Source organism: Pseudomonas sp. FW305-3-2-15-C-LB1 (genome assembly GCF_058787615.1).
Map to the genome: position 1 here is coordinate 1 of NZ_JBYSZX010000032.1, position 24,511 is coordinate 24,511.

Annotated in this window: 18 protein-coding genes and 2 pseudogenes; 4 read left to right on the plus strand and 16 right to left on the minus strand. The window is 49.7% G+C overall.

The features are described from left to right. Positions 1-2,150, minus strand: a 2,150-nt coding sequence (locus AC3WP7_RS29605) for a beta strand repeat-containing protein (protein WP_492599332.1), incomplete at its 3' end; no start/stop codon positions are given. A gap of 1,852 nt (positions 2,151-4,002) precedes the next feature. Between AC3WP7_RS29605 and AC3WP7_RS29610 the strand changes: the two genes are divergently transcribed. Further along, positions 4,003-4,497, plus strand: a complete 495-nt coding sequence (locus AC3WP7_RS29610) for a peptidylprolyl isomerase (protein ID WP_102593199.1) — start codon at positions 4,003-4,005, stop codon at positions 4,495-4,497. An 86-nt stretch (positions 4,498-4,583) separates the two neighbouring features. On the opposite strand, the gene AC3WP7_RS29615 is transcribed toward AC3WP7_RS29610, so the two are convergent. The 11 genes and pseudogenes from AC3WP7_RS29615 to AC3WP7_RS29665 all read right to left on the minus strand — a co-directional run bounded on the left by AC3WP7_RS29615 (position 4,584) and on the right by AC3WP7_RS29665 (position 18,655). Beyond that, complete coding sequence (locus AC3WP7_RS29615) at positions 4,584-5,357, minus strand: hypothetical protein (RefSeq protein ID WP_102593198.1); 774 nt, start codon at positions 5,355-5,357, stop codon at positions 4,584-4,586. A gap of 704 nt (positions 5,358-6,061) precedes the next feature. Continuing rightward, positions 6,062-6,901, minus strand: a complete 840-nt coding sequence (locus AC3WP7_RS29620) for a hypothetical protein (RefSeq protein ID WP_102593197.1) — start codon at positions 6,899-6,901, stop codon at positions 6,062-6,064. Positions 6,902-7,223: 322 nt separating this feature from the next. Next, positions 7,224-8,258: a fimbrial protein gene (locus AC3WP7_RS29625; RefSeq protein ID WP_158243794.1), complete on the minus strand. Its 1,035-nt coding sequence runs from the start codon at positions 8,256-8,258 to the stop codon at positions 7,224-7,226. Positions 8,259-8,302: 44 nt separating this feature from the next. Continuing rightward, entirely contained in the window at positions 8,303-10,834 is a 2,532-nt protein-coding gene (locus AC3WP7_RS29630) for a fimbria/pilus outer membrane usher protein (protein ID WP_102593195.1), read from the minus strand. Positions 10,835-10,870: 36 nt separating this feature from the next. Continuing rightward, on the minus strand, positions 10,871-11,599 hold the full coding sequence (locus AC3WP7_RS29635) for a fimbrial biogenesis chaperone (RefSeq protein WP_256579987.1): 729 nt from the start codon (positions 11,597-11,599) through the stop codon (positions 10,871-10,873). Between the two features lie 91 nt (positions 11,600-11,690). Further along, positions 11,691-12,278, minus strand: coding sequence for a fimbrial protein (locus tag AC3WP7_RS29640; RefSeq protein ID WP_102593194.1), 588 nt, complete (start codon positions 12,276-12,278; stop codon positions 11,691-11,693). Positions 12,279-12,485: 207 nt separating this feature from the next. Next, complete coding sequence (locus AC3WP7_RS29645; protein ID WP_146012718.1) at positions 12,486-13,058, minus strand: fimbrial protein; 573 nt, start codon at positions 13,056-13,058, stop codon at positions 12,486-12,488. A gap of 1,745 nt (positions 13,059-14,803) precedes the next feature. Continuing rightward, positions 14,804-15,184 carry a DUF3757 domain-containing protein gene (locus AC3WP7_RS29650; RefSeq protein WP_102593192.1) on the minus strand — a complete coding sequence of 127 codons (381 nt, stop codon included), beginning with the start codon at positions 15,182-15,184 and terminating at the stop codon, positions 14,804-14,806. A 235-nt stretch (positions 15,185-15,419) separates the two neighbouring features. After that, positions 15,420-16,784: pseudogene (locus AC3WP7_RS29655) on the minus strand (glutamine synthetase family protein). A 698-nt stretch (positions 16,785-17,482) separates the two neighbouring features. Further along, positions 17,483-17,791: a hypothetical protein gene (locus AC3WP7_RS29660; RefSeq protein WP_146012717.1), complete on the minus strand. Its 309-nt coding sequence runs from the start codon at positions 17,789-17,791 to the stop codon at positions 17,483-17,485. Positions 17,792-18,238: 447 nt separating this feature from the next. Next, on the minus strand, positions 18,239-18,655 hold the full coding sequence (locus AC3WP7_RS29665; RefSeq protein ID WP_102593189.1) for a DUF3757 domain-containing protein: 417 nt from the start codon (positions 18,653-18,655) through the stop codon (positions 18,239-18,241). 585 nt (positions 18,656-19,240) lie between these two features. Here AC3WP7_RS29665 and AC3WP7_RS29670 point away from each other — a divergent pair. Then, a complete protein-coding gene (locus tag AC3WP7_RS29670) occupies positions 19,241-19,576 on the plus strand; it encodes a ubiquitin family protein (RefSeq protein WP_207240314.1) in 336 nt (111 codons plus the stop codon). A gap of 264 nt (positions 19,577-19,840) precedes the next feature. Here AC3WP7_RS29670 and AC3WP7_RS29675 read toward each other — a convergent pair. The 4 genes and pseudogenes from AC3WP7_RS29675 to AC3WP7_RS29690 form a co-directional block, all read right to left on the minus strand. Next, positions 19,841-20,669 (minus strand): annotated as a pseudogene (locus AC3WP7_RS29675) (IS5 family transposase). Positions 20,670-20,999: 330 nt separating this feature from the next. Then, positions 21,000-21,473: a hypothetical protein gene (locus tag AC3WP7_RS29680; RefSeq protein WP_146012723.1), complete on the minus strand. Its 474-nt coding sequence runs from the start codon at positions 21,471-21,473 to the stop codon at positions 21,000-21,002. Beyond that, the gene (locus tag AC3WP7_RS29685) at positions 21,470-22,345 is read right to left on the minus strand and encodes a winged helix-turn-helix domain-containing protein (RefSeq protein ID WP_102593297.1); all 876 of its coding nucleotides are present in this window, start codon (positions 22,343-22,345) and stop codon (positions 21,470-21,472) included. The genes AC3WP7_RS29680 and AC3WP7_RS29685 overlap by 4 nt, the downstream gene beginning before the upstream one ends. 468 nt (positions 22,346-22,813) lie before the next feature. Then, a complete protein-coding gene (locus AC3WP7_RS29690) occupies positions 22,814-23,446 on the minus strand; it encodes a response regulator transcription factor (RefSeq protein WP_102593296.1) in 633 nt (210 codons plus the stop codon). 295 nt (positions 23,447-23,741) lie between these two features. Between AC3WP7_RS29690 and AC3WP7_RS29695 the strand changes: the two genes are divergently transcribed. Further along, a complete protein-coding gene (locus tag AC3WP7_RS29695; protein ID WP_158243819.1) occupies positions 23,742-23,933 on the plus strand; it encodes a carbon storage regulator in 192 nt (63 codons plus the stop codon). Positions 23,934-24,125: 192 nt separating this feature from the next. Then, positions 24,126-24,359, plus strand: coding sequence for a PAS domain-containing protein (locus AC3WP7_RS29700; RefSeq protein WP_102593294.1), 234 nt, complete (start codon positions 24,126-24,128; stop codon positions 24,357-24,359). Positions 24,360-24,511: the final 152 nt, after the last annotated feature.

The following is a 24,511-nucleotide window of genomic DNA, read 5'->3' on the forward strand; positions in this document are numbered from 1 at the left end:
GATTGCGTCACGGCTTGGCTGCTGTTGAACAGCAGCAGACCGCCATTGGCAATATCCACCTGACCGGCACCCAGCGCGCCGCCGGTATTCACGGCAATCGTCGAGCCCGCCCCGATAGTGGTGTGCCCGGTGTGGCTGTTCGCGGCGGTGAGGGTTAATACGCCCAGGCCGTTTTGGGTCAGTCCACCTTCCCCGCTGAGAGCACCGGTTTGCGTTACGGCTTGACTGCTGTTGAACAGCAGCAGACCGCCGTCAGCAATATCTACCTGGCCGCTACCCAGTTGTGCAGCCGTGCCATCACCTACTTGCAAAGTGGTGTTTTGGCCGATATTAATAGCCCCCAGGTAATCACTGCTATTGCCCAGTAAACTCAATTGACCACCGCCGTTCACGGTAATCTGACTATCTGGCGACCCGTTACCATCAACGTGAGCCATGCTATTCATGCTGTTGAGGCTGAGATTGATGTGGTTATTAACCCCGCCTCCTACCGTAAGGGATTGGGTCGTCTGAATCGGGCTGAGCAATGACAACGTACCGTTGTTGAGCGTTACGTTCTGACCGTTACCAAGGTTTTCGGCAGCCGTAATACTCAGAGTACTGTCCTCGGTAACAATCCAATTGGTCGCGACGTCAGTTGTACCCTCTAGCTGCCATACACTCCCACCATTCAGGCTGAAATGATGAAAGCCGATAAATTGACTCGAGTTATTTTGAGTATCACTGATCGTACTCAGATCAAACACAGTGTTTGACGCACTCGCGCTATTGCCCAGGGTCAACGTGGCGTCAGTGACATTCGCGGCATTGACCAGACCATTAATGACCGAACTGCCGTGCAGCTCAAGGGTGGCATTAGCAGTACCCGGTTCGTAATTAATTGCCATGCCGTCGGAACCCGCACTAATAGTGCCGGCGTTGATGATGGTGCTGTTGTTTGCCGTTACAAAGATGGCGTTACCGAACTGATTGGAATTAAGGCCGGAAGTGGAAATGCCACCATTGTCTCCTCCGACAACATTACCCAGATTAAAAAAGGTAGAGCTCTCGGCATTTATCAACAGGCCATTGCCACCCTGGCCGGCAAAATCACCCGACTCACCCAGCGCTCCAGCAAGACCGTCAGTGCCGTTGTTTCCCGAAACGCCACCGTTCGAGCCTCCCGCGGCTCCAGCACCGTGCTGGCCACCCGCCCCACCCGCTCCACCCAAGCCAGCAGCACCACCCTTGCCACCGATAATGGTGCCCGAGTTGCTTACAGTTACTCCGGTATGATTGATCTCGAAACCATTACCACCGTCGGCACCGTTACCGCCTTTCCCGCCCTTTCCGCCATCTCCACCGTCGCCGCCGTTGCCCCCATTGCCGCCGTTGGCATTCATAGGGGTGTTACCAAACGGGGAGAAATTCAAAGCACCGAGCCCACCGGCCTGCCCACCGGTGCCGCCCTGGCCGCCATCCTGACCTTGACCGCCTTGGCCGCCATCCCCCCCCTGCATCCCAGAAACATTTCCAGTCAACGTAAGCGAGGCGCTATCTAGCGTTTCACCACCAATCGCGCCTTGGGTGCCATTACCGCCAAGCCCACCCTGTACGCCAGCCCCGCCCTTACCGCCGTCGCCGCCATTGCCGCCATCGCCCCGGTCTCCGACGCTATTAAGGACGTTGGTGGCACCATTGGCACCACCTTTGCCACCATTTCCACCGTTACCGCCCTTACCTCCTTGCACGCCGTCTGCACCTGCGCCCCCATTGCCACCCTTGCCGCCGCTACCCGTGGAGCCTCCAACCAAGTGTAGTTTGTCAGCACCGTTGCCACCGGCGCCGCCATCACCACCATCACCACCATTGTTTGTCTGAGTAAGCACGCCAGCGGAACCTGCAGCGCCCTGACCCACTGGGCTACCGCTATTGCCGTCTGTGCTTTGCCCGCCATTCGCACCATCGCCACCCGATGCACTCAATTGCGATAAGGTCGTGCTATCCCAGGCCCCTGTGGTACCGGTGGTGCCTGCGGCGCCTGGGATCTCGGTGCTCGATACCGAAAGATCCATTTCGATGGCAGGCGTTGAGTACGCAAAAGCACTGGCGCTCAAAATACCTTGCCCGGAAAAGGCAAATAAGCACGCCAAAGGAATACGCCCATACATCGATAGCACTCGTAACATTGGACCAGCGGTAGAACTCACAGATCCGTTTGGAATATTGTGCGGGAACACATTATGAATAGAAGAGTTAGTCAACTAGTGCAATCCTTTGAAAGTCTGAGGTGTAATTGGCACATGCGTGCCTAGCTAGCTAAATAGTGATAGAGCTTAGAGATCGCCGCATATTCAGCAAGGCAATAGTTGCAAATTCACAACAATTCACTTTGATTCACTGAAATCAATCAGCCGTTTTCCACTCTCTTCGTGCATGTTTATAAGTTTTCGATGTGCAGGACCAAGGTGTTGCGCGCTTCAATATTCTTCCCGACGGCGTGTTCCACCGCGCTACAAGTGAATAGCTCACTGGTCGGCCATAGGAATCCGGCGATGGATGAATCACCGCCTCAGTACCACAATCCTGTGCCAATTTGCGGCGCCTACTGGAGAACGATGAATTGGCCGGGGAGTCTTGCAGGCCCAACAGCTATTGGGGAGACCGCGGATAGATATATAAGTCTTATGACTCAAGATCCGATCTAAATAACAGCCGTTTACAAGCGTCCGCAGCGGAACTGCATTTAAATTCGACCCGGTACGGATTGAAGCTAAAGCCCGAATTTCTTCTTTGAGCGGTTACTGCAATTGCGCCGTTGGCAGCGAACACTCAAGTTTGTCGTGGGCATCGCAACCGGTGATGGTGAACTTTTCTTCCGGGCTAACCGTCGGCCCTACTACGGCAATGGTCCACCCGTCGTTCTCGGTTGATCTCATCACTGCGACCCATAGCCCTGATCGATTGTCGGAACATAACCAGCCGTTTGTGCAAGAGAAACAACCTTGTCCCAAACACATCCGTCCAGGCCTTCCTGATCCGAGCATTGAGCGGTATGACGCTCCATATCCATGGCCTCCCGGACTCCAGGCCTAAGCTGAACCATGTGGATGTGAAGTTGATTTTACGAGCGCATTGGAATAGGAGGATTAGCAACAAGTACTAGTGCGTCTGGGTGCATCTTTTCGAAGCCGAGATTCCATGCTAAAGCCCGTACATCGTGCTAAAAGGCAAACTTCTCTTGCTCTTCACCCCCCGTCATTGGGTCTCTGGGTATGACCAAGCCATGGGCAAACGCATCTGTCCTTTCAGACGCAGCTTTTGCGCAATTGCACATTTGACGTCCTGAATCGCCAGGTATCGCGCAAAAGCAGAGCTGGGGTCACGACGCTCTGACGCTTGGGAAAAAATGCCTGAATCGTTCATTCCAAAAATGCATCCTGCCTTCACATCTTGTGGCAGCCTTCAATCGAGCATCGGTTGAGCATGCAATGGTTTTATTATTGGGCTGGGTGATTGCATCGCTCATATCAAAAAAACTGGCAACGTTGGACACTTCATAAACTGGGCTTCTGTCGAAACTGGGCTTCTGTCGAATCAGAAAAAATGTTCAAGCAAGACTGAACGATTTGCAGCAAAATATTGGGATTGCCGTGATTGGCTTCATGAGGAGCTAATGAATCAGCCAATAACGGTTTTGAGAGGGCCACCATGACTGCCATGACTAGAGTAGCTGAACACGCATACCGATTTGTCTTTTGAGATTTCTTTCCGACTGCCATTCTTTAGTCTTAAGTTACGCTGCACAGGGAACGAAAACGATTTCAGCAGAATGATGAAAATTACCAAGTGATAAAGTATTGTTTTTGATAGTCACCCATGAAGAGTTATCATTGATCATCGGAGGACCTATCATATGATGATTTTTAAGTTCTCTAGCTCTTAAAAACCCTTTACTTTATATTGGCAAAAAAAATAACCTAAAAAATAACCTAACGGAAATTACAAAGGACAGGTAATGCAATGGCTAGAACAACGGTATATTTCGATATTACTATCGTCGGCGCTTCAGCAGGTCGTATCTTCATGTCGTTGTACAACGGCATCACCCCGAAAACCGCAGAAAACTTTCGAGCATTGTGCACTAACGAAAAAGGATTCGGATTCGCCGGATCAAAACTTCATCGTGTCATCCCGAACTTTATGCCTCAAGTTGGCGATTTTACTATATGCGATGGTCCTGGCAGTAAGTCGATTTATGGCAATAAGTTCGAAGACGAAAACTTTCAATACATACAAGACAAGCCAGGAGAGCTGTCCATGGCTAACGCCCGACCCAACACCAACGGCAGTAAGTTCTTTATCACTACAATCGCCACCTCTTGGTTGGAAGGCAAGCACTTGGTATTAGGCGAAGTCGTTGAGGGCATGAACGTAGTTCGCACGATCGAATCAAAAGGCAGCCAATCAGGAAAGACTGACGCCTCCATCACAATCGACAAGTGCGGGCAACTGTAGATATAAACCATCAATTATGCAACTGGGATGCCGCCCTATCCTAATCATGACCGCTTGTACCGAGATAACAATCTAAACTTTCCCCCTTACCAAACAAGAAAACCATCAATTGGTGCCTTTGCCTTTCTAAACATCAGCTTGCGATCTTCCGCGTGAGACCATAACTCACGAAACAACAACGAAACATAAATACTATTTACGCCAACGCTCAACTTTGACGCCTCCCAAACGCACCGCCCAATTGCTTTGGCCTGCCGATTACCCGCTATCCCAACAAAGGTTATAAGCGCTTGGCTAATCGAAAGTCCCGCACCAAGATCCAGTCCTGGTAGAGAAAAACGCCTATACAGCAATTCATTCACGATAGCACGTGTGTCGTGCACACAGTTATACGCTGCGTCATAGGCATCATTCATACTGCTCTCACGCGCTGTAGCGTCGACTTTAAATAAAACTAGCACACCATCACCCAAGTACTCCGTGACATGCCCGTTATTCAAAAGGACCGTTTGCGCCAAAGCCGGTAACAACGCAGAGGTTTCGTAATAAACACGCTGAATGCCACTGTCTATTTGCGGGAACACATCGCCGCCTTTCAGGCGGCCAGATGAGTTTCGCATATCAACAACTAAAGCAATAAATTCATCGACCTCCGGATGTTCCTCCTCAATAAAAGGATGACCGGGAATGAAACTTTTTACAAGGCTGGGTGCCGGCGTAACAGCTGAGCGAATAGAACATTTAGTTTCTGCAAAAGGCGCTCGCATTAGATGTCCGATCTGAGTCCAGTAATTGATGGCACGGTCCAACCCATCACTGGCTGATTTTGCTACCAACACTGCTTCTGATTTACTCAGCATTCTTACCCTCTTCAAGGGAAATACAATTAAGGAAAGTATTTGTGATCACGCGCAATTAATTAACAGCTTGAAAAAATACACTCGGGGCCAAACTCAATCAACGTTAGCAACTGTAGTCGAATGCAATGAATCAGCAAGGACGTCATCATGACATGAATAGTTATCATGGGTAACTGAATTTTCCGAATATGTTAATTGCCGCAACGCCAGCCGAACAGCCAAGCTGTGCAATGGGAAACTATCGAGTGTTCAAGCTTAGCCCTAGATCATTTATTAACATTGCCGTGAGTGATGGCATACCAAACCCAGTAACTGATCATTTTTAAAGCGCTAGCTAAAATATCCTAAGCTGGAAAGGCTTTACAGATAACGTCAACCATCTCATCCTGACCAACTTCAAACTCAGGAAACACCACGACGGGTTTACACAAACACAGGGTTCATAAACAACCAATACGTCCAGCAATTTATTTTAGTTAACGGATGACCACAGCCTTATTCACACCTTTACTCTAAAGCACAAAAAGATGCAAACATGCCTGAAAGCATTCCAACTACATTAGTTAAAAATTCACCTTATCTAAACCAACAAAGCACACAATATATAATGCAGCTGGCGCAACTGAAAAAACGACATCTACCGCCGCACGCCACTTCAGTTATACATTGCTCTCTTATCCGTGAATACTTGCATTAAACGCAATTCACTTACTATATTCATCACCGCTCTCCTTTTGTCTTTTTTGACCAAGCACCATGTTTCGCTCTGCCAGCAAGTGAGAAATAGCAGCACCAATACTTGCGGAAATCAAAGCCAGCGCCTGTTGAGGCAAATTGGTCGCTGACCACGCTAAGCCGACAATCAACAAGAGAACAAAAATAATATTATATCGTGACACGCCTATTTGGATTGACTTGACGATGGAGGACGTGCCATTTTGTTGAGCGGTCTCATAATCTGACATGACAGATCGAATCAGTGAACTCTGATCAATAAAGTACAATTCGGCCTCTCTGAGACGCTCGACAACCCAATCCTCTTCATTTTGAACTTTATCAGTAATAAATTTCTTCAGAAAAGAAAAATCGGCTCCTTTTTTTCCAAGCAATGCAACACTCAATGATTGTTCCGCTGAACGCTTTATTCGCTTTTCTTCATCCACTTTGTTGATGGCCGTGTAAATATTAAATGCATAGGCTTTAATTTTCTCTTCGGTGACGACCTCGACATCTGCATCACCCCTAGCCTTTAGGATGATTCGCTTAATTTCCAAAAAGCGCTCTTCAGCCTTTTCAAGCTGGGCAACAGGAGCAACCTCGGCGTCAGAGATAGCTCTAATTGCATAGTCCAAATCCGCGCTTGGAAGATTAAATACCACCCAGGATAATGTCGACTCAGCGGTTTCACACAGAAATTTATCCTTTCCTTTTATGGCTTCTATGATTGCAGGACAATGCGCCTTAATAATGGCTAAAGCGGTATCTTTTTTATGGCTAGGGACTACGTATGCATCTTCATGCGAATTAGTGTCTTGGTTATTCATGACCGTCTTCATTCCACTCAAAAATGGTTAGGCTATAACGCTAACTGTTCTGTCTGTTATGTATCGCTGCTTACTTAATATAAATTTTCCGGCTTACCTTCTAATTGTAGCTGATGCTCGACAGGCCAACGTGGAATCAGTACATGATTTCCACTCATTTAACCCAATATCACAAAACGCATTAACGCTTTCATATCGGCGCTTCATAAGTGTGCTGGCCCGGTGACCTCGAATACTGACGATGAGTAAGTTAACAATACAGCCTTACGATTCAGATAACCGGTCGGCCATAAAATAGTCACATTAAGGTTGGCTGCATGCCTTATTGATAATTCATCGTGAAGGTGGCGGTCGCATTCGCGGTACCACTTGTCGGTGTCTGCCCCGGAAGCTTTACGTAACGAGCCTTGAGGTTGATGGCATAACCGGCACTCACCGACATTATCGTAATTCCACTTTGGATAGGCGTCGACAGTACGATAGGCTGCTCATTATCCAAGGCAATCTGTAATCCAATGCCTCGGGCTACCGCCACATCCTTTAGCCCCGTGCTATTGAGATTTAGAATCCCCTGCGCAGGTAAACCCACCTTCGTCGGATCGAGTTGAAATGTAATGCTGTTGAGCTTATGACCAATCGTGTTGGAACTGCCCAGCGAATAGCTTCCATAAAAGGGTGGGCAGTTGTTCAAACTAATGCTAAAGCGCTGCCATTCCGTATAGCCGGTGCCGCTAATATCACTGAGCCTACGGGTCCCCATAGGCACCGTCACGTTGGGCGTTTGACAGGTTTGAGAGACCACCTGTAATCCTCCGGACAACGTCACGGTCAATATCGGTGACTGCAAAGCGAACAGCCCAAAATTGTTTTGCACTGCAGGCAATGCGCTTCCTTGAAGAGTCCCAGGCACTACGGTGTCGCTGGTTTTGATAAACGAAACTGTAAATCTCAACTCATCTTGCAGGGTAAGGGGACACGCGGTTAGCACGCACTGCAACAATGACAGCCCCGTTGTGGGAAGCGTCTGATTGCCATTACTGCTGTCCAGGTACTTCACGCCTATCCCCGTCACACCCGTGCTGTAAACACCAGGCCCAAAACCGGATAACATTGCGGTCCCCGATAGTTTTTTTATCAGTAGGTAGGGGAGAACATTCAGCAAACAGTTAAGTTTAATCGCACTGCCGGGGACGAAATCCTGCCGATACACCTCAGCGCCAACTGGCACATTACGTCCGACTGTAATTTTTGGAAACTGAAATGTCATAGTCGCGTTTTGTGCCCCGCTCACAAATGAACAATCCGCCATGGCGTTCATCGAAGCGAGCAACCCTGTCAGCATCACGCTATAGCGCACGCTTGCTCTCCAGTACATTGCGTCTCCTTGATATGTAATAGGACCTAGTGTTGTACAGGCTTACAAAGAGCGTCCTGCAATTGCGGCGAATGGCGTTCCTTATCTTGCTTGCCAATCGATAGCGTGCACTGCTGCTCGGCACTTGGTCCCCAACTCACAAACAATTGCTCATCATCGTCGGAAACACGGGCGTACAACTGACCACCCTGGCCCACCATTCCTAAAGAATTGCCCGCACGATTTTTGACGTTGGCACCAAACGGCAATGCCTTGCCGTCAACCGACTTAACTTTGATGAGTACACTACGGCCCGTCGTTGTCGCGAAATCAACGGCCAGTACCGCTCCCGCCCGCGGAGCCACCTTACGAATGGAACTGGCTAGCTCTACGTCCATCGGTGCACCAATGGGGTCAATACCAACGTCATTAAATTCATAGGGCCGCAGATAAGGCACCACCGCGTTACCTTGACCATCAAGTTTCACCCCTGGATACCCCACCACTTCAGCACCCTGCGCGCCCGGCGCACTGACTACGGCTATGGTATCAATCGAATAGGGCGTGAATGTCACGCCATTGGAATGCGCAACAACGCCGCCCGAGGCAGAAACGCCTAAACTCGAATACCCGGCTCCCTGGCTATAGCTGGCTGCGGTACTCACACGGCTGCCCAAATACTGTCCTTGCGCCGAGCTCCCCGTTGTCCCCCCTGCACCATCATGTTGCATACCCACTCCATAGCCGTATTGATGGTTCTCACCAGCTGTACCACTTAAATTGAGGTTTTCGTTGAAGTGCCCCGCTACGTCACGCCCTACACTGGCCCTGAGCTGCGAGTAACTTTGGCGATCTCCCAACTCGAAGGGTAAATTAAGCGTCAGCACATAGCTGTTTTGCATTTTGTCGATACCAAATGCACTGCGAATGGCACTCAAATCCACACCGACTCTGCCAACTTGCTTGGCGTAGTTCAGCTGGTATTGCACATCGCGCCCTGAGGCGTTCCGGTAGTGCTGAATCTCGGCACTGGCACCCAACTGACCCCACGCCCCCATACTCTGATATGCCTGAATCTGGTAACGGTTGCTCACTCGCTGATACGCCCTCCCGTCAAGCACACGGCGGTCAAATGCCAGTCGCTGTAACGCGTCGTTCAGATTTTGCGCGCCCTTTTCTGAATACCAATAAGACGCGGCATTGAAATAACTTCCTGTCGCCGGAGATGCTTTGTTGTACAACAACCTCAGGCTTTCACCTTGCTCTGCACCTGATTGAAATTGAGAACGAGACTGGGTCAAGTCCAGCGACATAGCGCCGATCGGCGTGTTGAACGCTAGCCCCGTCAGCAATGCCCAATATTTTTCGCTGGCCTGAACTCCACCCTCAAGGGTAAATGTATTGTTCAAGCCGTGCTGAAAAGTCCCCTGCATAAAGGATGGGGAACTATCGATTGCACCTTTACGGACTTCACCCGCAGTGAGGCTAAATCGTGAAACGCCCGGACGTAGCAACTGGGCAACCGAGGCGTATGGAACAATGAAGTACTGCTGGCTGCCATCGGCCTCGTAAACGGTAACCGCCAGGTCTCCGGCATAACCGTTGGCGTAAAGGTCATCAATAACAAACGCACCGGGAGCCACCAGGGTTTCAAGTACGATGTTGTTTGCCTGGCGTACCACCACCCGCGCGCCTGTTCGGGCAATGCCACGAATCATGGGCGCATAACCTCTCAACGATTGTGGCTGCATGCGATCATCTGTCGCCAGTTGCACACCACGAAAGTTCAACGAGTTGAACAAATCGCCATTGCTGTATGTTTCGCCTAGAGTCAATTGGCTTTTAAGCGTCGTGATATCGCGCTGGACGTAAGTATTGAGATCCTGGTGGGTTAACTGGTTCGGCGACGCCTGCCAACTGAGCGAGCCGTCGTAGCGCGCTCGCCACTGGCCAAGGTTTAACCCCGAGTTGTAGCCCATGTACGCCGTATCACTGGCCTGCCCTTTGAGCGTTCGGGTCGCGTTTGCGCTATAGGCAAACGTGCCAGCAGTGGCGCCACTATTCCACAACTCTGGGTTGACATAACCTCGGGCGTCTCGGCGCATGGCCGCCTGTGGAACGCTAAGCCGCAACTGTTGACTTGGTACATCAAACGATACATTCGCACCGCTTACCCGTTGTGATAAAGGGATGCACTCATCTGTGACTCCAGACGAGGCTTGTCTGACAACCCCAAGCTCATCGAGCAACGCAGGACTTAAACAAGGTGTTGAGTCCGAGCCCTCTTGAGCCATAAAACGGATTATTTTACGACCTAACGGTTGTTCATTGACCAATACATCAACAATGTACTCACCTGGCACAATAGCATTACCAGCCTCAAAAGGGCTGAGGTCTAAATACTCAGAGCCTTCCGGCAAAAATGCGCTGTTAAAGTGCACCGTCGCGGCCCAGGCGTCGAACTCACAAAACGGTTGGATACCGACGGCAATCGCCCAAGCCAGAATACTTTTCTGTGAACGTCGCCCACATAAAGGCCAAGCCTGAAAGTTAGCCCATAAGCAAGAGGAAATCGTCATGCATTACTCGCCTACACAGTTCCAGACTTATTAAAATTATTGGGTGAGCGGTTGGGTTGATGACACGTAGGCGCCCCAGTCATTGATAGCGCTGATCTCGACCTTGCCATGAGGGGACGGCAATTTCTTTAAGGTCGGCAGGGCGAAATTGTGACGCTCTCGCGGCGCGATCATGTCTGCGTTGGAGGTAAACTTCTGAGTGCCATCTACCAGCGCGATCCCAGACAGAGAGACATAAAAATCGGAGGGGTTATACCCCTGTAAAACAAAGCCATTGCCCTCGCGCAACACTGTCCACTGAAGGTGTTCTATAGCTTCAGCGGCCGTTCCGTTTAACGCTTTAGGCCGATAAAACACTTTGATCCTTGAGCGAAAAGCCATCTGTAATGAACTGCCAGTGGATGGCGTTTCAGACTTGGTCGGCACTTCAAGCAAATTAAAATAAAACACCGACTCTTTGTCTTTTGGCAGGTCGCTATCGACCAATCTCACGCGCACGCTTTGAACGGCATTGGCATCCATTCGAAAAACGGGGGGCGTCAAAACAAAGGGAGCGATTGCGTTATTGGGCGTCGAATTCATATCGCCGCTGTCCATCCAGGTTTGCCCTAAGATGGGCAACTCGCCTTTATTCTCTAATGACACCGTGATTTCTGATGTTTTCTCTGGGTAGACAAGACGCGTGCCTGTGATCACTACGCTGGCGAAACTATGCCCACACAGCATCGACAACAGTAATGTCGCCATTCCTTGACGAAACAACATTGAGCAAACCATATCCTTCCTCGACACTCTGTCCATAAGCTGTTGTTGCACGTATCCTGCAGTGCAACAACAGCCCGCTAAGCGTTACAGATTAATTGTAAGACATGGAGTAAGTGACGGAACCGCTGTAAGCGCCCGCCGTTGGCACAGTGCTAGTCGACACATACTTGACAACGAAAGGCAATGTTACAGTTCCACTCGCAGACGGAAACGCCGGCTGGGCGGCTTGACCTTGAACGTTGGTGCCCGGAACGATTTTAACGCCCGCCGAATCGAACAGTTGAAGTGCAATACCTGTTGCCGCACCTGTCGCTGTATTTGTATTAACAAGGTTGCCAGTGCCATCAGTGGCTACGCCAGTTCCCGATTGAAAATAAACACTCGCTGTTGCCGGGGTAGTCCCCGAGCCTGGGCTACATGCGCTCAACTTGATATTTAACGCAGTATCACCCTTGGTTGTACCAACCACGTTCATACCGGATGTCGTGATATTCGGCAGTGTGACAGATGAAACATTCGCCGTTCCTGGCGAGGTTGCAGATCCGGCATTGACAGCAATTTGGCACGTCGCACCGGAAATATTCCCAGTGAAATTAATGGTGCCATCAGAAGCAGCATTAGCGAACTGAAAGCTACTGGCGACTACCAACAGCGAAGCAGCAAATAGTTGAGTTTTCATTTTAAGAGCATCCTTCCTTAATAAAACCTAAAATCAATAATAGCATCCTGCACGACAGTGCTTATTCAGCAACAGCGAGTAAGACGCAGCTCAAGCAAAACACCTTCTGCACAAGCAGTCTACTCAAAAACTCTGATCCCTCCAGAAATAATGTTATTTACAACAGCTAACTCGACAAACAGCCCAAGCCAACAACCCTCGAATTATTTATAAATAGTCTATTGAATACGTCGCTAATGCAGAAAAAGGCCCAGGCAACGCTGCTAACGTCACAGAGAGATAGCGAACACTGTAAACGATATCAGCCCCCAAATTGATTGCAGGAAGGTTGCGCTGCCCTAAATCACCCATCTTAACTGAAGCACCCGTAGCATCAAATATCTGCAACCCAACACCGGTAGCAGCAGAGCTATCACTGCTGGTATTTCTCAAATTAAACGCGTAAGGACCAACTTGATAAACCGCAGCGGAGCCCGTATTTTCAAAAAACACGCGAGCCTTAGTTGCCGGCCCCGCACACCCAGACAAGGTGAACCTTAATAGCGTATCTCCCTTGGTTTGCCCTTGCGTGCCAGGTCCATTCAAGCTGTCCGTGGTGACTGTTGGCAATATAATTGTAGCGTTAGCACCTGCCTGACCATTGATAGAGACTTGACACGTCTGCTCTATCATCTGGCCCGCGAAGTTAATCGTACCATCAGAAGCATCAGCCGCATGAGCAGACGAAAGCGCTACCGCCGTAGCCCAAACCAAACCTAAAGAAATTAATTTCTTCATCATCTTGCACTCCACCAATACTCTCAACTCTCAACTCCATACGCGGAGCCCAGAAAAAAAACTTTATCTTCTTCATATCGACTTCATATCGAAGTTAGCCTCAAGCAGGAAAACCTCAAATGAAAAACCATGAATCACCACCGCACATTCAAACTTTCACTTTATTTCACAGCGGATTATGATGAGCCTCCTTGTGCGCTACTGCTTAATGCCGCCCTGAAGACAGTCCACGCGACATATGATGAAATTGCCGGTTAAGGCAATGCCACACTCTTGCTCGCCAAAATTAAAGTAGGCCAGCACGCGCGGGATTATCACATAAAATAAAAAAGAGGCGCGTATAAATCCAAACCGCGCCTCAAGAGGGGGAACTCACTCACACTCTACACTTTAGTATTAAATTTGACATTTGCTAGAAACAATCGAGTGATTCACGATGTTTTACGCGTTACACCAATAGCATCACGTAACTTAGCGCTTGGTTCGGCTTGCCGACTACCTCCGTTCACCGCTAATACCTCACAGCTGCCCTATTTACAATCAAATCGTCAGCCCTCGAAGCGTTTAATCTTCAGCGTTCGATAAGCCCATATTTTAAAAGCCTGATCATCGTGCATTTTACTTAATCGAACAGGCCGCCAATCTAAACACCCCGTCGTTAGTTCCACGAAATGGCAGTGCTACAAAAACCCGCATTTCACGGTAAAGCCCGAACGGCCCTGACAACACTGGGTACTCATCGAGAATTAAGCACGGGAGAGTGATTTATTATGAGTTGCCCCCGCAACTTGCTAAGTACAACTACGCTATAACGACCGAATTGGAAAAACAGGCGAGAATAGGCTGCGCCCGAGGTAAAGCCGCTCAGCCAGCCTCACTGTCATGAGCGTTGCTTGATACCTATTCAACTGGCTCGCGCCTCGCCTTTACAACTACACCATAGAGGATCGTTTGAATAAAACCGCTGGCTCTTGCAGCCCTTGCTGCCTGCGTGACTTTCACATGATGTGTTCCCGTGACTAAATACAGCTCACCGCCCGGATACCAGACAGCACGCACCGAGTACTGCAGGTCCACGACTAAACAAGAAATAATGTCGCTGTTTGATCGCTGGAATAAGTCATTGCTCACGCGTCAGCGCGGAGCGCGTGGTCAGAAACTATGCTAATTCCTCGTACCTGCTGCAGACCTGTCTCAGTTGCCGCGCCTTACACCCGTCGAGAAGGAGGACTACTTTCAGCACTTTTTGGAGAGTCGGCCTTCAGCCAAGATTAATCAACGGTTTATTGCCATGGGCTGCAACACCGCGCTCGATACCGGCCGTTATACGCTGACCTTTGCCAAAACCGGTGCTGTGGTGCAAGGACGTTACAGTATTTCCTACCGTTGGAGCGACTCACGCTGGCAGATAATTACTGATCATTCATCACTACTTCCTGCAAAGGAAAGCGAGCACCCGATCTCTTGCGCTCGTCCGTAGGTCGAGGCATGCTTTCGATGATGAAACAGATCGCCTTCGTCGACACGGCGTACGCATATGGGTTCGACTGCGGTGATCCTACGATAGAAGAGTCGTTGGCTGAGACAACCTGACTATTTGGGCGCAACGGCCAACATGGGTTAACACACTGGTGTATCATTTAAACGACGTTGTTCTTCACAAGAGTAAATCATTACTGATACCCGTATGAAGAATACGGTAGGGATGGAACTGCCCGATTTAAAAACCGGGCAGTACAGCCGGTTGGTTACTCAAATGTGCAAACAGACTCGCTGACGTTTTTGCAAATACTGCCAGTCCAGGCCTTACCGACGGGCTTAGCCATTACTTTAAGGCTCATTCTTACCGCGGCATCATCTTTACCCTCGTAATCACAAGCCACAAACTCTTTTTGAATAGATGCCATTTTGAAATGAACCTTTTTCAGGTCATCGTCTGCGGCCATTGGGTTTTCGCCCACCCATCGTTTAGCATCTGGTGCAGATGCAACGTAAGCATATCCTGAACCTTCTTTTGTCTGCGAAATGCTGGCAACAGCGGGGCATGTCATTGTGGTTGCATAAGCGTTACCCACCACCGCAAGCATAGCAATAATACCGGCCGAAACTTTTTTGATTTCCATAGTCATGCGTATTGCTCCAAGCAAATTTAAAATAATTTATTTACGGGAATGTCTTGCACCTCAACTATCCACTCAAACAACGGCATAGACAAGATCTACAACACTGAGCGCGCACATTTCACCTATTCACGTTCGAAGACCAAATAAATATTAAGCTTCTTATGGTGCATGGCTGAATTCGCTTACTCATAGCCTGATAAAAGCGATGACACGTTCATAACTTATCACTCGCCGCATTTGCTTACGCCGGGGGCAAATACCAGCGCCAGTCCTGCTCCCCCACCTCGCTCATAAATTGACGATATTCTTCACGCTTCATCGCCAGGTCCCCCTCCCCCAGAAAAGTCTCGCCAAAAGCGTCCCGGGCCCAGTCTGAACCTTCCAGGGCACGCAATGTAGTTAACCAGTCAGTAGGTAAAACGCTGGTGGCCTGTGCGTAACCGTTGCCCTCCAACGGAGGGCCAGGGTCAAGTTGCTCGCGAATGCCGCGATGATTGCCGCTGCAGCCAGGTAGGGGCTGGCATCGGAACCACAAATCCGGTGTTCGATATGCCGGGAAAACGCAGGCCATCCCGGTACTCGCAGGCTCACCGTGCGGTTATCCACGCCCCAGGTAGCCGCCAGAGGCGCGTAGCTGTTTGCCTGAAAGCGGCGATAAGAATTGGCGTTGGGGCAGAACATTAATAACAAATCAAGCAACGTGGTGAGCATGCCTCCCACAGCCTGACGCAACAGGGGCGTGCCATCGGGAGCGTCGCTGGCGAACAGGTTATTGCCATCCTTGTCGTCCAGGCTGATATGCATGTGCATGCCTGTGCCGGCCAAATCGTAAAAAGGCTTGGCCATGAAACACGCGACCATCCCGTGTTTATGGTTCACGCCCTTTACCAGTCGTTTATAGGGCACAGCTTCATCCATCGCCTGCAAGGCGTCGCTGCTGTGCTCCAAGGTAATTTCGACTTGCCCCGGGGCATACTCGGAAATCGCCGTGCGCGCAGGAATTCCTTGCAACTTGCACCCGCTGTAAGGATCGGCAAGGGACGGTTCAATTTGTTCCAGTTCACGCAAGCCATAGACCTGGGTGGTCAACGGCCGGCCACCATCACTATCTCGTGCCGGTTGCGGACGCCCCTGACTGTCGCGCTCACGATCCAACAAGTAAAACTCAAGTTCGGCGGCCATCACAGGGTGATACCCATCGTCTTGCAACGTCTGAATCACCTTGGTCAACAAATGTCTGGGATCGGCCACGGATGCGGGCATACCTTCCTGCGGATGCATGCTGACCTGTACCGCAGCCGTCGGGATCAACCGCCACGGCATGCGTTGTAAACTGCCGCTCACCGGGTAGGCACCGGCAATCAATGTCACCCACATCCCAGACAAGACCCGAGTCCGCCACATCCTCGCCGTTGATTGTCAACCCCAGAATAGTGTTCGGCAGCGGTCGACCACTTTCGTACACCGCCAATAGTTCGTCACGGTGCAAGAACTTGCCTCGCGGTACGCCGTTATTGTCGAGGATGAACAGTTCGAACATCTCAATGTCAGGGTGCTGTTCAAGAAACAATTGGGCTTCTTGCAAGCAAGCAAAAGTAAGGCTCATAAAAGTCTCGTATCTAAACGCAAGGTGAACCGACCAGGCAATGCTCAGAGCCGTGAATCCCAGGCACGTCCAGTAGAAGTACTCACAGTCAATATTTTAAATGGCCGACAACATCAAAAATCACTCATGCGAAATTCGATCATCCCCCAACCGAGTAAGTGAGCGCTGTTCCGGACTCCGGCGGGGTGGAATGCAGCGCCATTGACTGGGTCAACAGCATAAAACTGGATTTACTGTCCAAATCATTATCGGAAATATACAACCATTTCCCTCTATAGTACACGCTGACACTTGATAGCTCCGGAACATCATGCACTCTTCTACGTGGAAAACACCGCGCAATAAACTTTGCCAGTCAAATGGCGTGCCCTCATCATCTTGTAAGGTGAGCCGCACCGTACCGGCATCAATATTGCTTTTTAGAACTGAACCCTCTGCGATATATAATTAATCGTTGCTGCGATTGGTCGAGTGACCACCACCACGTTCGCTCTATCTTGCTGGTGAGTTTCATTAGCCAACCTGAAATACTTTAGGTCACTGTTTAGTTTTAGCAGTGACATTATTTTAATCGCCGTCTCGGTATTTTCCGACGCTTTGGAAAACGCTACACCAATGGATTTATCCCTCGCATTGACCACAATGTTCAACAGATGCTTTCTTTGCATATCTCGCAATAGCCGCGCCGCTTCCCGGAATTATGCAAATTCAGGAGCATAAGAGGGCTTCGGGCCGCTGGTTGTTGGCGCATTTTCCAGGTCGTTCATGGATTGCGCACCGAGGATCAAAACCCGGTCGATTGACCACCCGGACTTGATCAGCAGCACCAGAATATCAGGCTTTATCGGCGTCATCATTTGACGAACGAATTTTGCGCCATCAATGGGTGCATAAAGAAAGATAGTGGGCTTTTCATTTAAAGCCACTGAAGCAAACCCCACGTTTAGCATTGAACTTCGCGCTTTGCTAATAACCGACGAGGAAAGATTAGAGTTGACCAAGGGCATATTATCTACGACGCCCGCCGTGAATCCGACACTGGATGATCGTAACAGCTGTTGTGACGCCGCTATCTGCTCAACGGTTGTAAAGTACAGATTCTGTAACGCGCCCTGACAATATTCAGTAACAACTCTTGATCATTGATGCTTTGAATCGCTATGTTATAGTCGGTTCGATTTGACTTTATACTGTCAGGAACGACAGCAGCGCAGCCATTTAATAACGTAACCATCATAACAAGGCAGTCATAACCCATCATAACAAGGCAGTACTTTTTCTTAAACATATCCCACCGCTCAGGTCTGTGCCACCAACAAGCATCCCTGCCGGGTAATAGGCCCAGGTATAGCGACTGCCGCCCCAGATGACAACAACGTGTCATCGTTGTGCTGTTTCCCTAAGTTCGATACATAAATAGGGCTCATAGGAGCCCGTCTAAACTACTCAGTTGACTATTCAAACTTGCATATGTCCGGAGACTGCCCTCCTTGACATTCGTTGCCCTTCCACGCCGTGCCAACGGCTTTCGCTGTCGTTTTCGTTTTAAGTGTCATCCTGACACTGTCACCGTTCGTTTTACCCTGATAGTCACACGCAACCGATTGCGCCTGTAGGGTAGCCTTTTTGAAATTCAGCTTTTTCAAATCGACTTTTTGATCAACCAGGCTTTCACCCGTCCACTGCGGGGCATGCTCTACATGATTAACATGTACCGCACGAACGGGGGCCGTATAGGTGGTATTTTTCGCGGTCGCGTTCAGTTTAATATCATCCCTGGCAGGGCATGAAATAGGCCCTGCTTGAACACTGCCTACCAACACGACCATAAGGCTCACGCCCGCCAACACTATTTTTCGCTTCATCGTCATCTATCTCCATTTATACCGTCCCAACGCAGAAACGGGGTGTGCTAACCACATCGCATTAGCGAAATGCACGGTAGGTACATAGTAGGACCTTGTAGTCGACATTTCCCCGTTAGCGAAACCACTAGGCAAAAGCGTCCAGACAAGATTGTACACCCTGTTAAAAATCACAATTCTCATCAGTATTCACGCGCGGCACAGGTAACGGGTTTGCGGTTCGCCCTATAAGCGCCCGCCTCAATCATTCACGATCTCTACCTCCCGAAGGCTGATCGCCACCACGCTATGGAGGTCAGCAGATCCAGTCCTGCAGCCCGTTTTTACGGGGCGATGCTTGGGACCTCGAGGTTCGCCGCGACCTTCGAACGCAAACAGCGTGGCTATAAGACCGCCACAGATCTTATTTTAAAATTGAGCACGGGAGTGCTCTATGTACAAAGCGTAAAAACACAAGCTGAGGTTGTTGAAAGGCCACTATTCATACGCTCGCATCATAAATTACACTTTTTCACTCCCCTCCCTTAACACCTCTGCTTATATTGCGCCACGCTGACTCAAAATTTGCAGCGAAACCAACAAGGATATAAAATGGATACAACAGAAGCATTCAAAAAGCCAAAGCGGCGCATGGGCATTGCCTCAGCAGTTTTAATGTCTTGCACACTGTTCATGCTCAGCAACAGTGCATTTGCGATGCAGGTGTTTGTTAAAACGCTCACCGGAAAGACTATAACATTAGACGTCGAGCCAGCGGACTCTGTAGAAATTTTTAAAAACAAAATTCAGGACAAGGAAGGTATTCCACCAGATCAACAACGGTTGATTTTTGCTGGAAAACAGCTTGAAGATGGAAGGACAATTTCTGATTATAATATCCACGAAGGAAGTACTCTCCACCTAGTATTACGTTTGCGTGGTGGCTAAGCCTTATAGACACATACCCATTTAGGCCGGGACAACGCTTTATGAGGCTCATAAGGTGTTGTTTCGGTCTTTTACTTTTGCTCCTCTGACCTTACCTCGACCTGTGGAGTTCAACACTCTGCTAACATAGGTGCAAAATTTATTACAACAAGCTCCTCCATCAGAACTGGTGATACGATTATTCCACCTCGCCCATAGCAACCACACATATAAACTTTTAAACGATTAACTTGGATGGCTTTAGGTTCTGTACGAAAAGTAATGTTATAAACACCGCATAGCACAGGCCAGCGAAACCATCGCCGCGTAACTTTTCGCGAGTTTATCGAAGCGCGTCACGATGCGGCGGTTCTCCTTCAGCCAGCCAAACATACGTTCGATGATGTTGCGCTGGCGGTACTTGGGACGGTCAAATAGTCGCCGCAATCGCGGCTTAGGTTTACGTTTCATACTGCGCAGAGGAATCATCGGCTGCATCCGATACCGGTCGCAGTACCGACGCAACGCTTCGGCGTCATAGCCTTTATCCGCCAGCAACCATCGGCAGCGCTTGCGCGGGCGACCGCGCAAGCTGGGTATGTACGCCTCATCCAGCAAGCGCTGTGCGTAAGCGATATCGCTGGTCTGTCCGCCCGATAATAGAAACTTCAGCGGGACGCCATTGGCATCGCACAGCATGTGAATCTTGGTGGTCAGGCCGCCCCGACTGCGCCCTAGTGCGTGGTCTTGCGGTTCTTCAGGCCCCGTTTTTCCCAGCACTAGAAGAGGCCCGGGTTGCTCGTACTGCGGTGGAGTCAATCATCCAGGTCTCCAGATCGATTAACCCATGCTCGTTGAGCTTGATGTGAAGCCGCTTGAGCACTTGCTCAAACGATCCGCGATTGCGCCAATCAAGAAAGCGCTGATACACCGTTGATCAGGGGCCGAAGCACTCCGGCATGTCACGCCAGGCAGCACCAGAACAGAGTACCCAAAGGATGCCGTTGAGCATCGAGCGATCATCTGTTCGTAGGCGCCGGCTACGGCGTGGCCCATAGAATATATCTGCAACCAAATTCCAGGCTGCGTCGGGGAGTTCATACCGTTTGGCCATCGTGAGCTCCTGCCTTTGATGGTCGCGGATTTTAATGAATTTCAACGGTGGTGGAATTCAAATTGGTTTCGGCTGATTTCGTATAGAGCCTAGCGTTTACCTGTAAATACGCGGTTGCACCACCGGTGTTTTTCCGAGTGCCTAAGGCAGGGGCGCCGCATCGGAAGATCCGTTGGCAGCCACTGGTGCTATTTTCGGCTTAGGTCGTGATGACAACACCTTAATGTTTAAGCTTCGATAAACACATACGGTGTACTCCAAAGCCGGCTATGACAGGCATCCTACAGGACACCTGCGAAGGCTTAGAAAAGCGGTATCAATTAGATACGTCTAGCGTTCTGCACCAAAGCATCGTACCGTCTCCAGCTCCTTAAAATAAAAACATTGACTGCCCATACGCCCCCCAATTTTGTACAAACTTAACCTGGAAAATTCATTCGAATAATAAGCGTAATTAAAGGCAATATCCCGATCTATGTTGATCTTGTCTTTAATCCACTCATTGTCTCGCTCCTGGTTCGTCACAAATCGCGCATTGCCGAATAAACTGCCCACTTGAGTCAGGGAAAAGTCTTGGCTGCTTTTATTGATTTCTTCGAAATCGTGCAATTTATAACCATGGGACTGTAAGCGCAGGCTGCTGTTATACACAGTGCCGTTGCTCATAATCAGCACCCCAGAGGCGAAAAACGTACCCTGTAATATCTGCCTATTCGACTGCGCTGAATACGCAACATGCAACAACATCAGAACCATGGCCAATCCACACAAGGTGATCGTCCAGCGAATATTTAGCGCTTTCAATTCACGCACCTGTTCAGTTGTTCATCCGTTAACTCGGACACCCTTGATTTGTGCACTGTCACAAACTGCACGGAACGCCCCTGATCAATACAGACGACCTCATAAAAGCCATGCATTTTATTGAAAATGACTGTTTCTGGCTGCTTAACAAATGCTTGCAGACGATCACGCAAAGGTTTTATATCGGTCTGCAGCTGCGCCAGCTCTTCGGGACTTTCCGATACGTACTGAACGTCCAACTCACCCAGCGTTTCACTGGTACTGAACAACCCCTGTTGTAACCAGAGCGACCAGTCGACCCGCCAAGCCAACGATACCGCCAAAGCCATAGTCAATGCCGCAAGCAGTTGATTAGTAAACCGCGGTAAACGGTTTAATGCAAAAAACGGCTTGCTCTGCGCCAGAGGTGTGAAGTCTTTGGCATCGTCCGCCGCTACCAAGGGGGCCTGGTCGGTGTCATCTGCGATGATAAACTCGTCGCGGTCCTCGCTGAGGTAAGCCGAGTTAAAACGATACCCGCGCCGGGGAACCGTCTGAATAATGGATCTATGCTCATCATCACCCAGCAGGTCACGAATATTGGAAATGGCCTGGTTCAGGCTGTTCTGCCCCACCACCCTGCCCGGCCAGCCATAGCCAAACATTTCCTCGCGATCGACGATTAGATCCGCACGCGAGATCAACAGCTCAAGCAGTCGGCTTGAGCTGTAGCTCAACTCCTGCCGGGTGATGTCACGCCCATCACTCACCATCAGCAGATGTTGGTTGGGGGAAAACTGTGCATACCGCGAAGCCTCATGGAGCCGTAGTGTAAAATGCCCAGGCTCCATCGGCGGTGAAGCACTGCTATCGGCGCTTTCAATGGGTTGCATTACTGTCAATACCCCGTGTCTGTCTTACAATCGCGTCAATATACTACGCATCCCCCGAAACACTCGATAGCAGACGTAACGAGTGGGAGTATATCCAGGTTTGAAAGGCCGCGACGTGCCCATAAGGGAGCGCTGAAAAGCCCCGCTGATTTGACACGATCTCCGAACACCAGTCGCCGCGTTTTTCGCAGCTACATGGACGATACCGGGGTGAGATGCGAAATTATACGCGCCAACGTCGAACACCCTTTTGGGGTCAGAAAGCGCTCGTTTGACTTTGAAAAATATGTGCTTTCGAGGACAGGCCGCGATCAAGCAGATTGGGGAAATCAAGAAGGTGGCTATGTTTCGACGTACATTATTTTTGACGCGCATGGATGGGCCGGTAGCCGGACAATATCCAGCTACTATAGAATCTCGCGAGTCATTCCGCTGAGAGATAACCTTACGCCCAATAAAGAAGAGGGCTCACGCCATCCTGTTGCGAATTGCCAGCGCTTGCAGCTCTGCTATTGATTGCAATAGCATTTTTTCAAAAATATTGGTTTTATGAATACTAATATGACGACTCCCCACACTCATCTGCTCGGAAATTTGCCTGTTGCTCAATCCTGCCGCCAGCCCCTGAAATACCATTATCTCGCGATCCGTCAACGTAGCAATCAAATCAGTTTCGTTGGCAAATGAACGCTCGCGTGTTTTGAGGGGAGCCTCAATAAAATCGAAATAATGATACCCAGAACGTACTGCCCGAAGGATGAACCCCAGCCCGCGCACATCATCTAATACGTTTAACGACACTGTCGCCCCCAAGCGCCTGTAACGCGCTGAAAAATGTCTGAGGTGCTGCTGTGTGAGTACAATAATTTTCAGTTCACGATTACTGTCGCGTAACTGCCTAATCAACCGAATCCCTTCAATATTGAAAGTCGCGATGTCCAAAATCGCGAGATTCGGAAGCTGTTTTCGTGCAACCTCGAAAATCTGTACTGCGCAGGGGGAGCTAATCAATACGCTGACAGACTCCGCCTCTAAAACACCGGCTATTTCGTCCGCTGCCCGCGAACGACCACACAGCACAACGCATGTCATTGTTTCCATTACTTTTTCCACCTGTAACACACGCTGCCTTGCGAACACAATAAATAGGCTGTCCTGACTCCCAGACCAGCACTTGATAAAGGTTTGTCTAGCCTAATCGAACACAACGCTTTTTCAGCCTAAAACACCCTACTTTCAAGTGATTCACAATAACCAGCACAACAAGCAGCGACCCTGGGTCGGCGGGTTGCGCTCAGTAGAAAGCACGGCAGATTTTTCATGATTTTTGACTTAAGTTAAGCGAATACCCGTTAGAGCATGTACGAACGAAAACCCCGTCATGGAAAAATGGCACATGAAAATTATTACACTTAAGATCGGTGACGCCGGCTGCCTGGGAAGCGAAATCAAAATCAGAGTTCTCGCGACTCGAGGTAATTCCGTCCAATTAGGGTTTGAAGCGCCGAAAGCGGTACATATTTACCGTTCGGAACTCACGCTGTCGCCAGAGAAATGTCGGCGGAAACACGATAAGCGCAATAGTTGAACAGCCAAATAATGAGCCACGTCTTATTATTTGGCTTCCTGGTAAATCGTCAGAATCAGGCCGTCGGGGAGCGTCAGCAGTCGGCGTTGTTTGCGCGTAGCACCTTGACGGATGACGGCCAACGCTTCCGAATGATAAATGATAATTAAGTACTTCACCTGAGTGATCAGCTTGAGTTTACGCGTGTAGTGAATCGACGGAACCCCTCACCCTATTTGTGTATGCGACCAAAACGCACGATTACTGCTTTGCAACGCGGGCTGTCTTGATGTCTACGGCGTGACCCAAGAAAGGCTGTACGGAAAAACACTGATCGAGAGCCTGCCTGATCATTCAGTGCCAGCTCAGCATGCTGACGTTTACAGACCAGGGTTCGCAAATAAACCACCCAGCCCAGTGCCAATAACAGCAGCAGCGCGGCAATGACAAATCCTTGAATAATGGTCGCACGATTTCGCCGTCAATAACTGTCATTGATCACCACGTCTGCACGCCAGCGGTGTAACCGATCCATCACCCACACATTCAAAGCCGCCCATTGAAGCCCGATGCTGCGCTCCCGATCTCTTTCTGGAGCC

Coding starts and splice junctions, on each gene's coding strand:
- AC3WP7_RS29610 (WP_102593199.1), top strand. CDS start 4,003: ATGGCTAGAACAACGGTATATTTCGATATTACTATCGTCGGCGCTTCA.
- AC3WP7_RS29630 (WP_102593195.1), bottom strand. CDS start 10,834: ATGACGATTTCCTCTTGCTTATGGGCTAACTTTCAGGCTTGGCCTTTA.
- AC3WP7_RS29650 (WP_102593192.1), bottom strand. CDS start 15,184: ATGACTATGGAAATCAAAAAAGTTTCGGCCGGTATTATTGCTATGCTT.
- AC3WP7_RS29620 (WP_102593197.1), bottom strand. CDS start 6,901: ATGAATAACCAAGACACTAATTCGCATGAAGATGCATACGTAGTCCCT.
- AC3WP7_RS29615 (WP_102593198.1), bottom strand. CDS start 5,357: ATGCTGAGTAAATCAGAAGCAGTGTTGGTAGCAAAATCAGCCAGTGAT.
- AC3WP7_RS29660 (WP_146012717.1), bottom strand. CDS start 17,791: ATGCCCTTGGTCAACTCTAATCTTTCCTCGTCGGTTATTAGCAAAGCG.
- AC3WP7_RS29685 (WP_102593297.1), bottom strand. CDS start 22,345: ATGCAACCCATTGAAAGCGCCGATAGCAGTGCTTCACCGCCGATGGAG.
- AC3WP7_RS29670 (WP_207240314.1), top strand. CDS start 19,241: ATGGATACAACAGAAGCATTCAAAAAGCCAAAGCGGCGCATGGGCATT.
- AC3WP7_RS29640 (WP_102593194.1), bottom strand. CDS start 12,278: ATGAAAACTCAACTATTTGCTGCTTCGCTGTTGGTAGTCGCCAGTAGC.
- AC3WP7_RS29665 (WP_102593189.1), bottom strand. CDS start 18,655: ATGACGATGAAGCGAAAAATAGTGTTGGCGGGCGTGAGCCTTATGGTC.
- AC3WP7_RS29695 (WP_158243819.1), top strand. CDS start 23,742: ATGAAAATTATTACACTTAAGATCGGTGACGCCGGCTGCCTGGGAAGC.
- AC3WP7_RS29645 (WP_146012718.1), bottom strand. CDS start 13,058: ATGATGAAGAAATTAATTTCTTTAGGTTTGGTTTGGGCTACGGCGGTA.
- AC3WP7_RS29690 (WP_102593296.1), bottom strand. CDS start 23,446: ATGGAAACAATGACATGCGTTGTGCTGTGTGGTCGTTCGCGGGCAGCG.
- AC3WP7_RS29635 (WP_256579987.1), bottom strand. CDS start 11,599: ATGTTGTTTCGTCAAGGAATGGCGACATTACTGTTGTCGATGCTGTGT.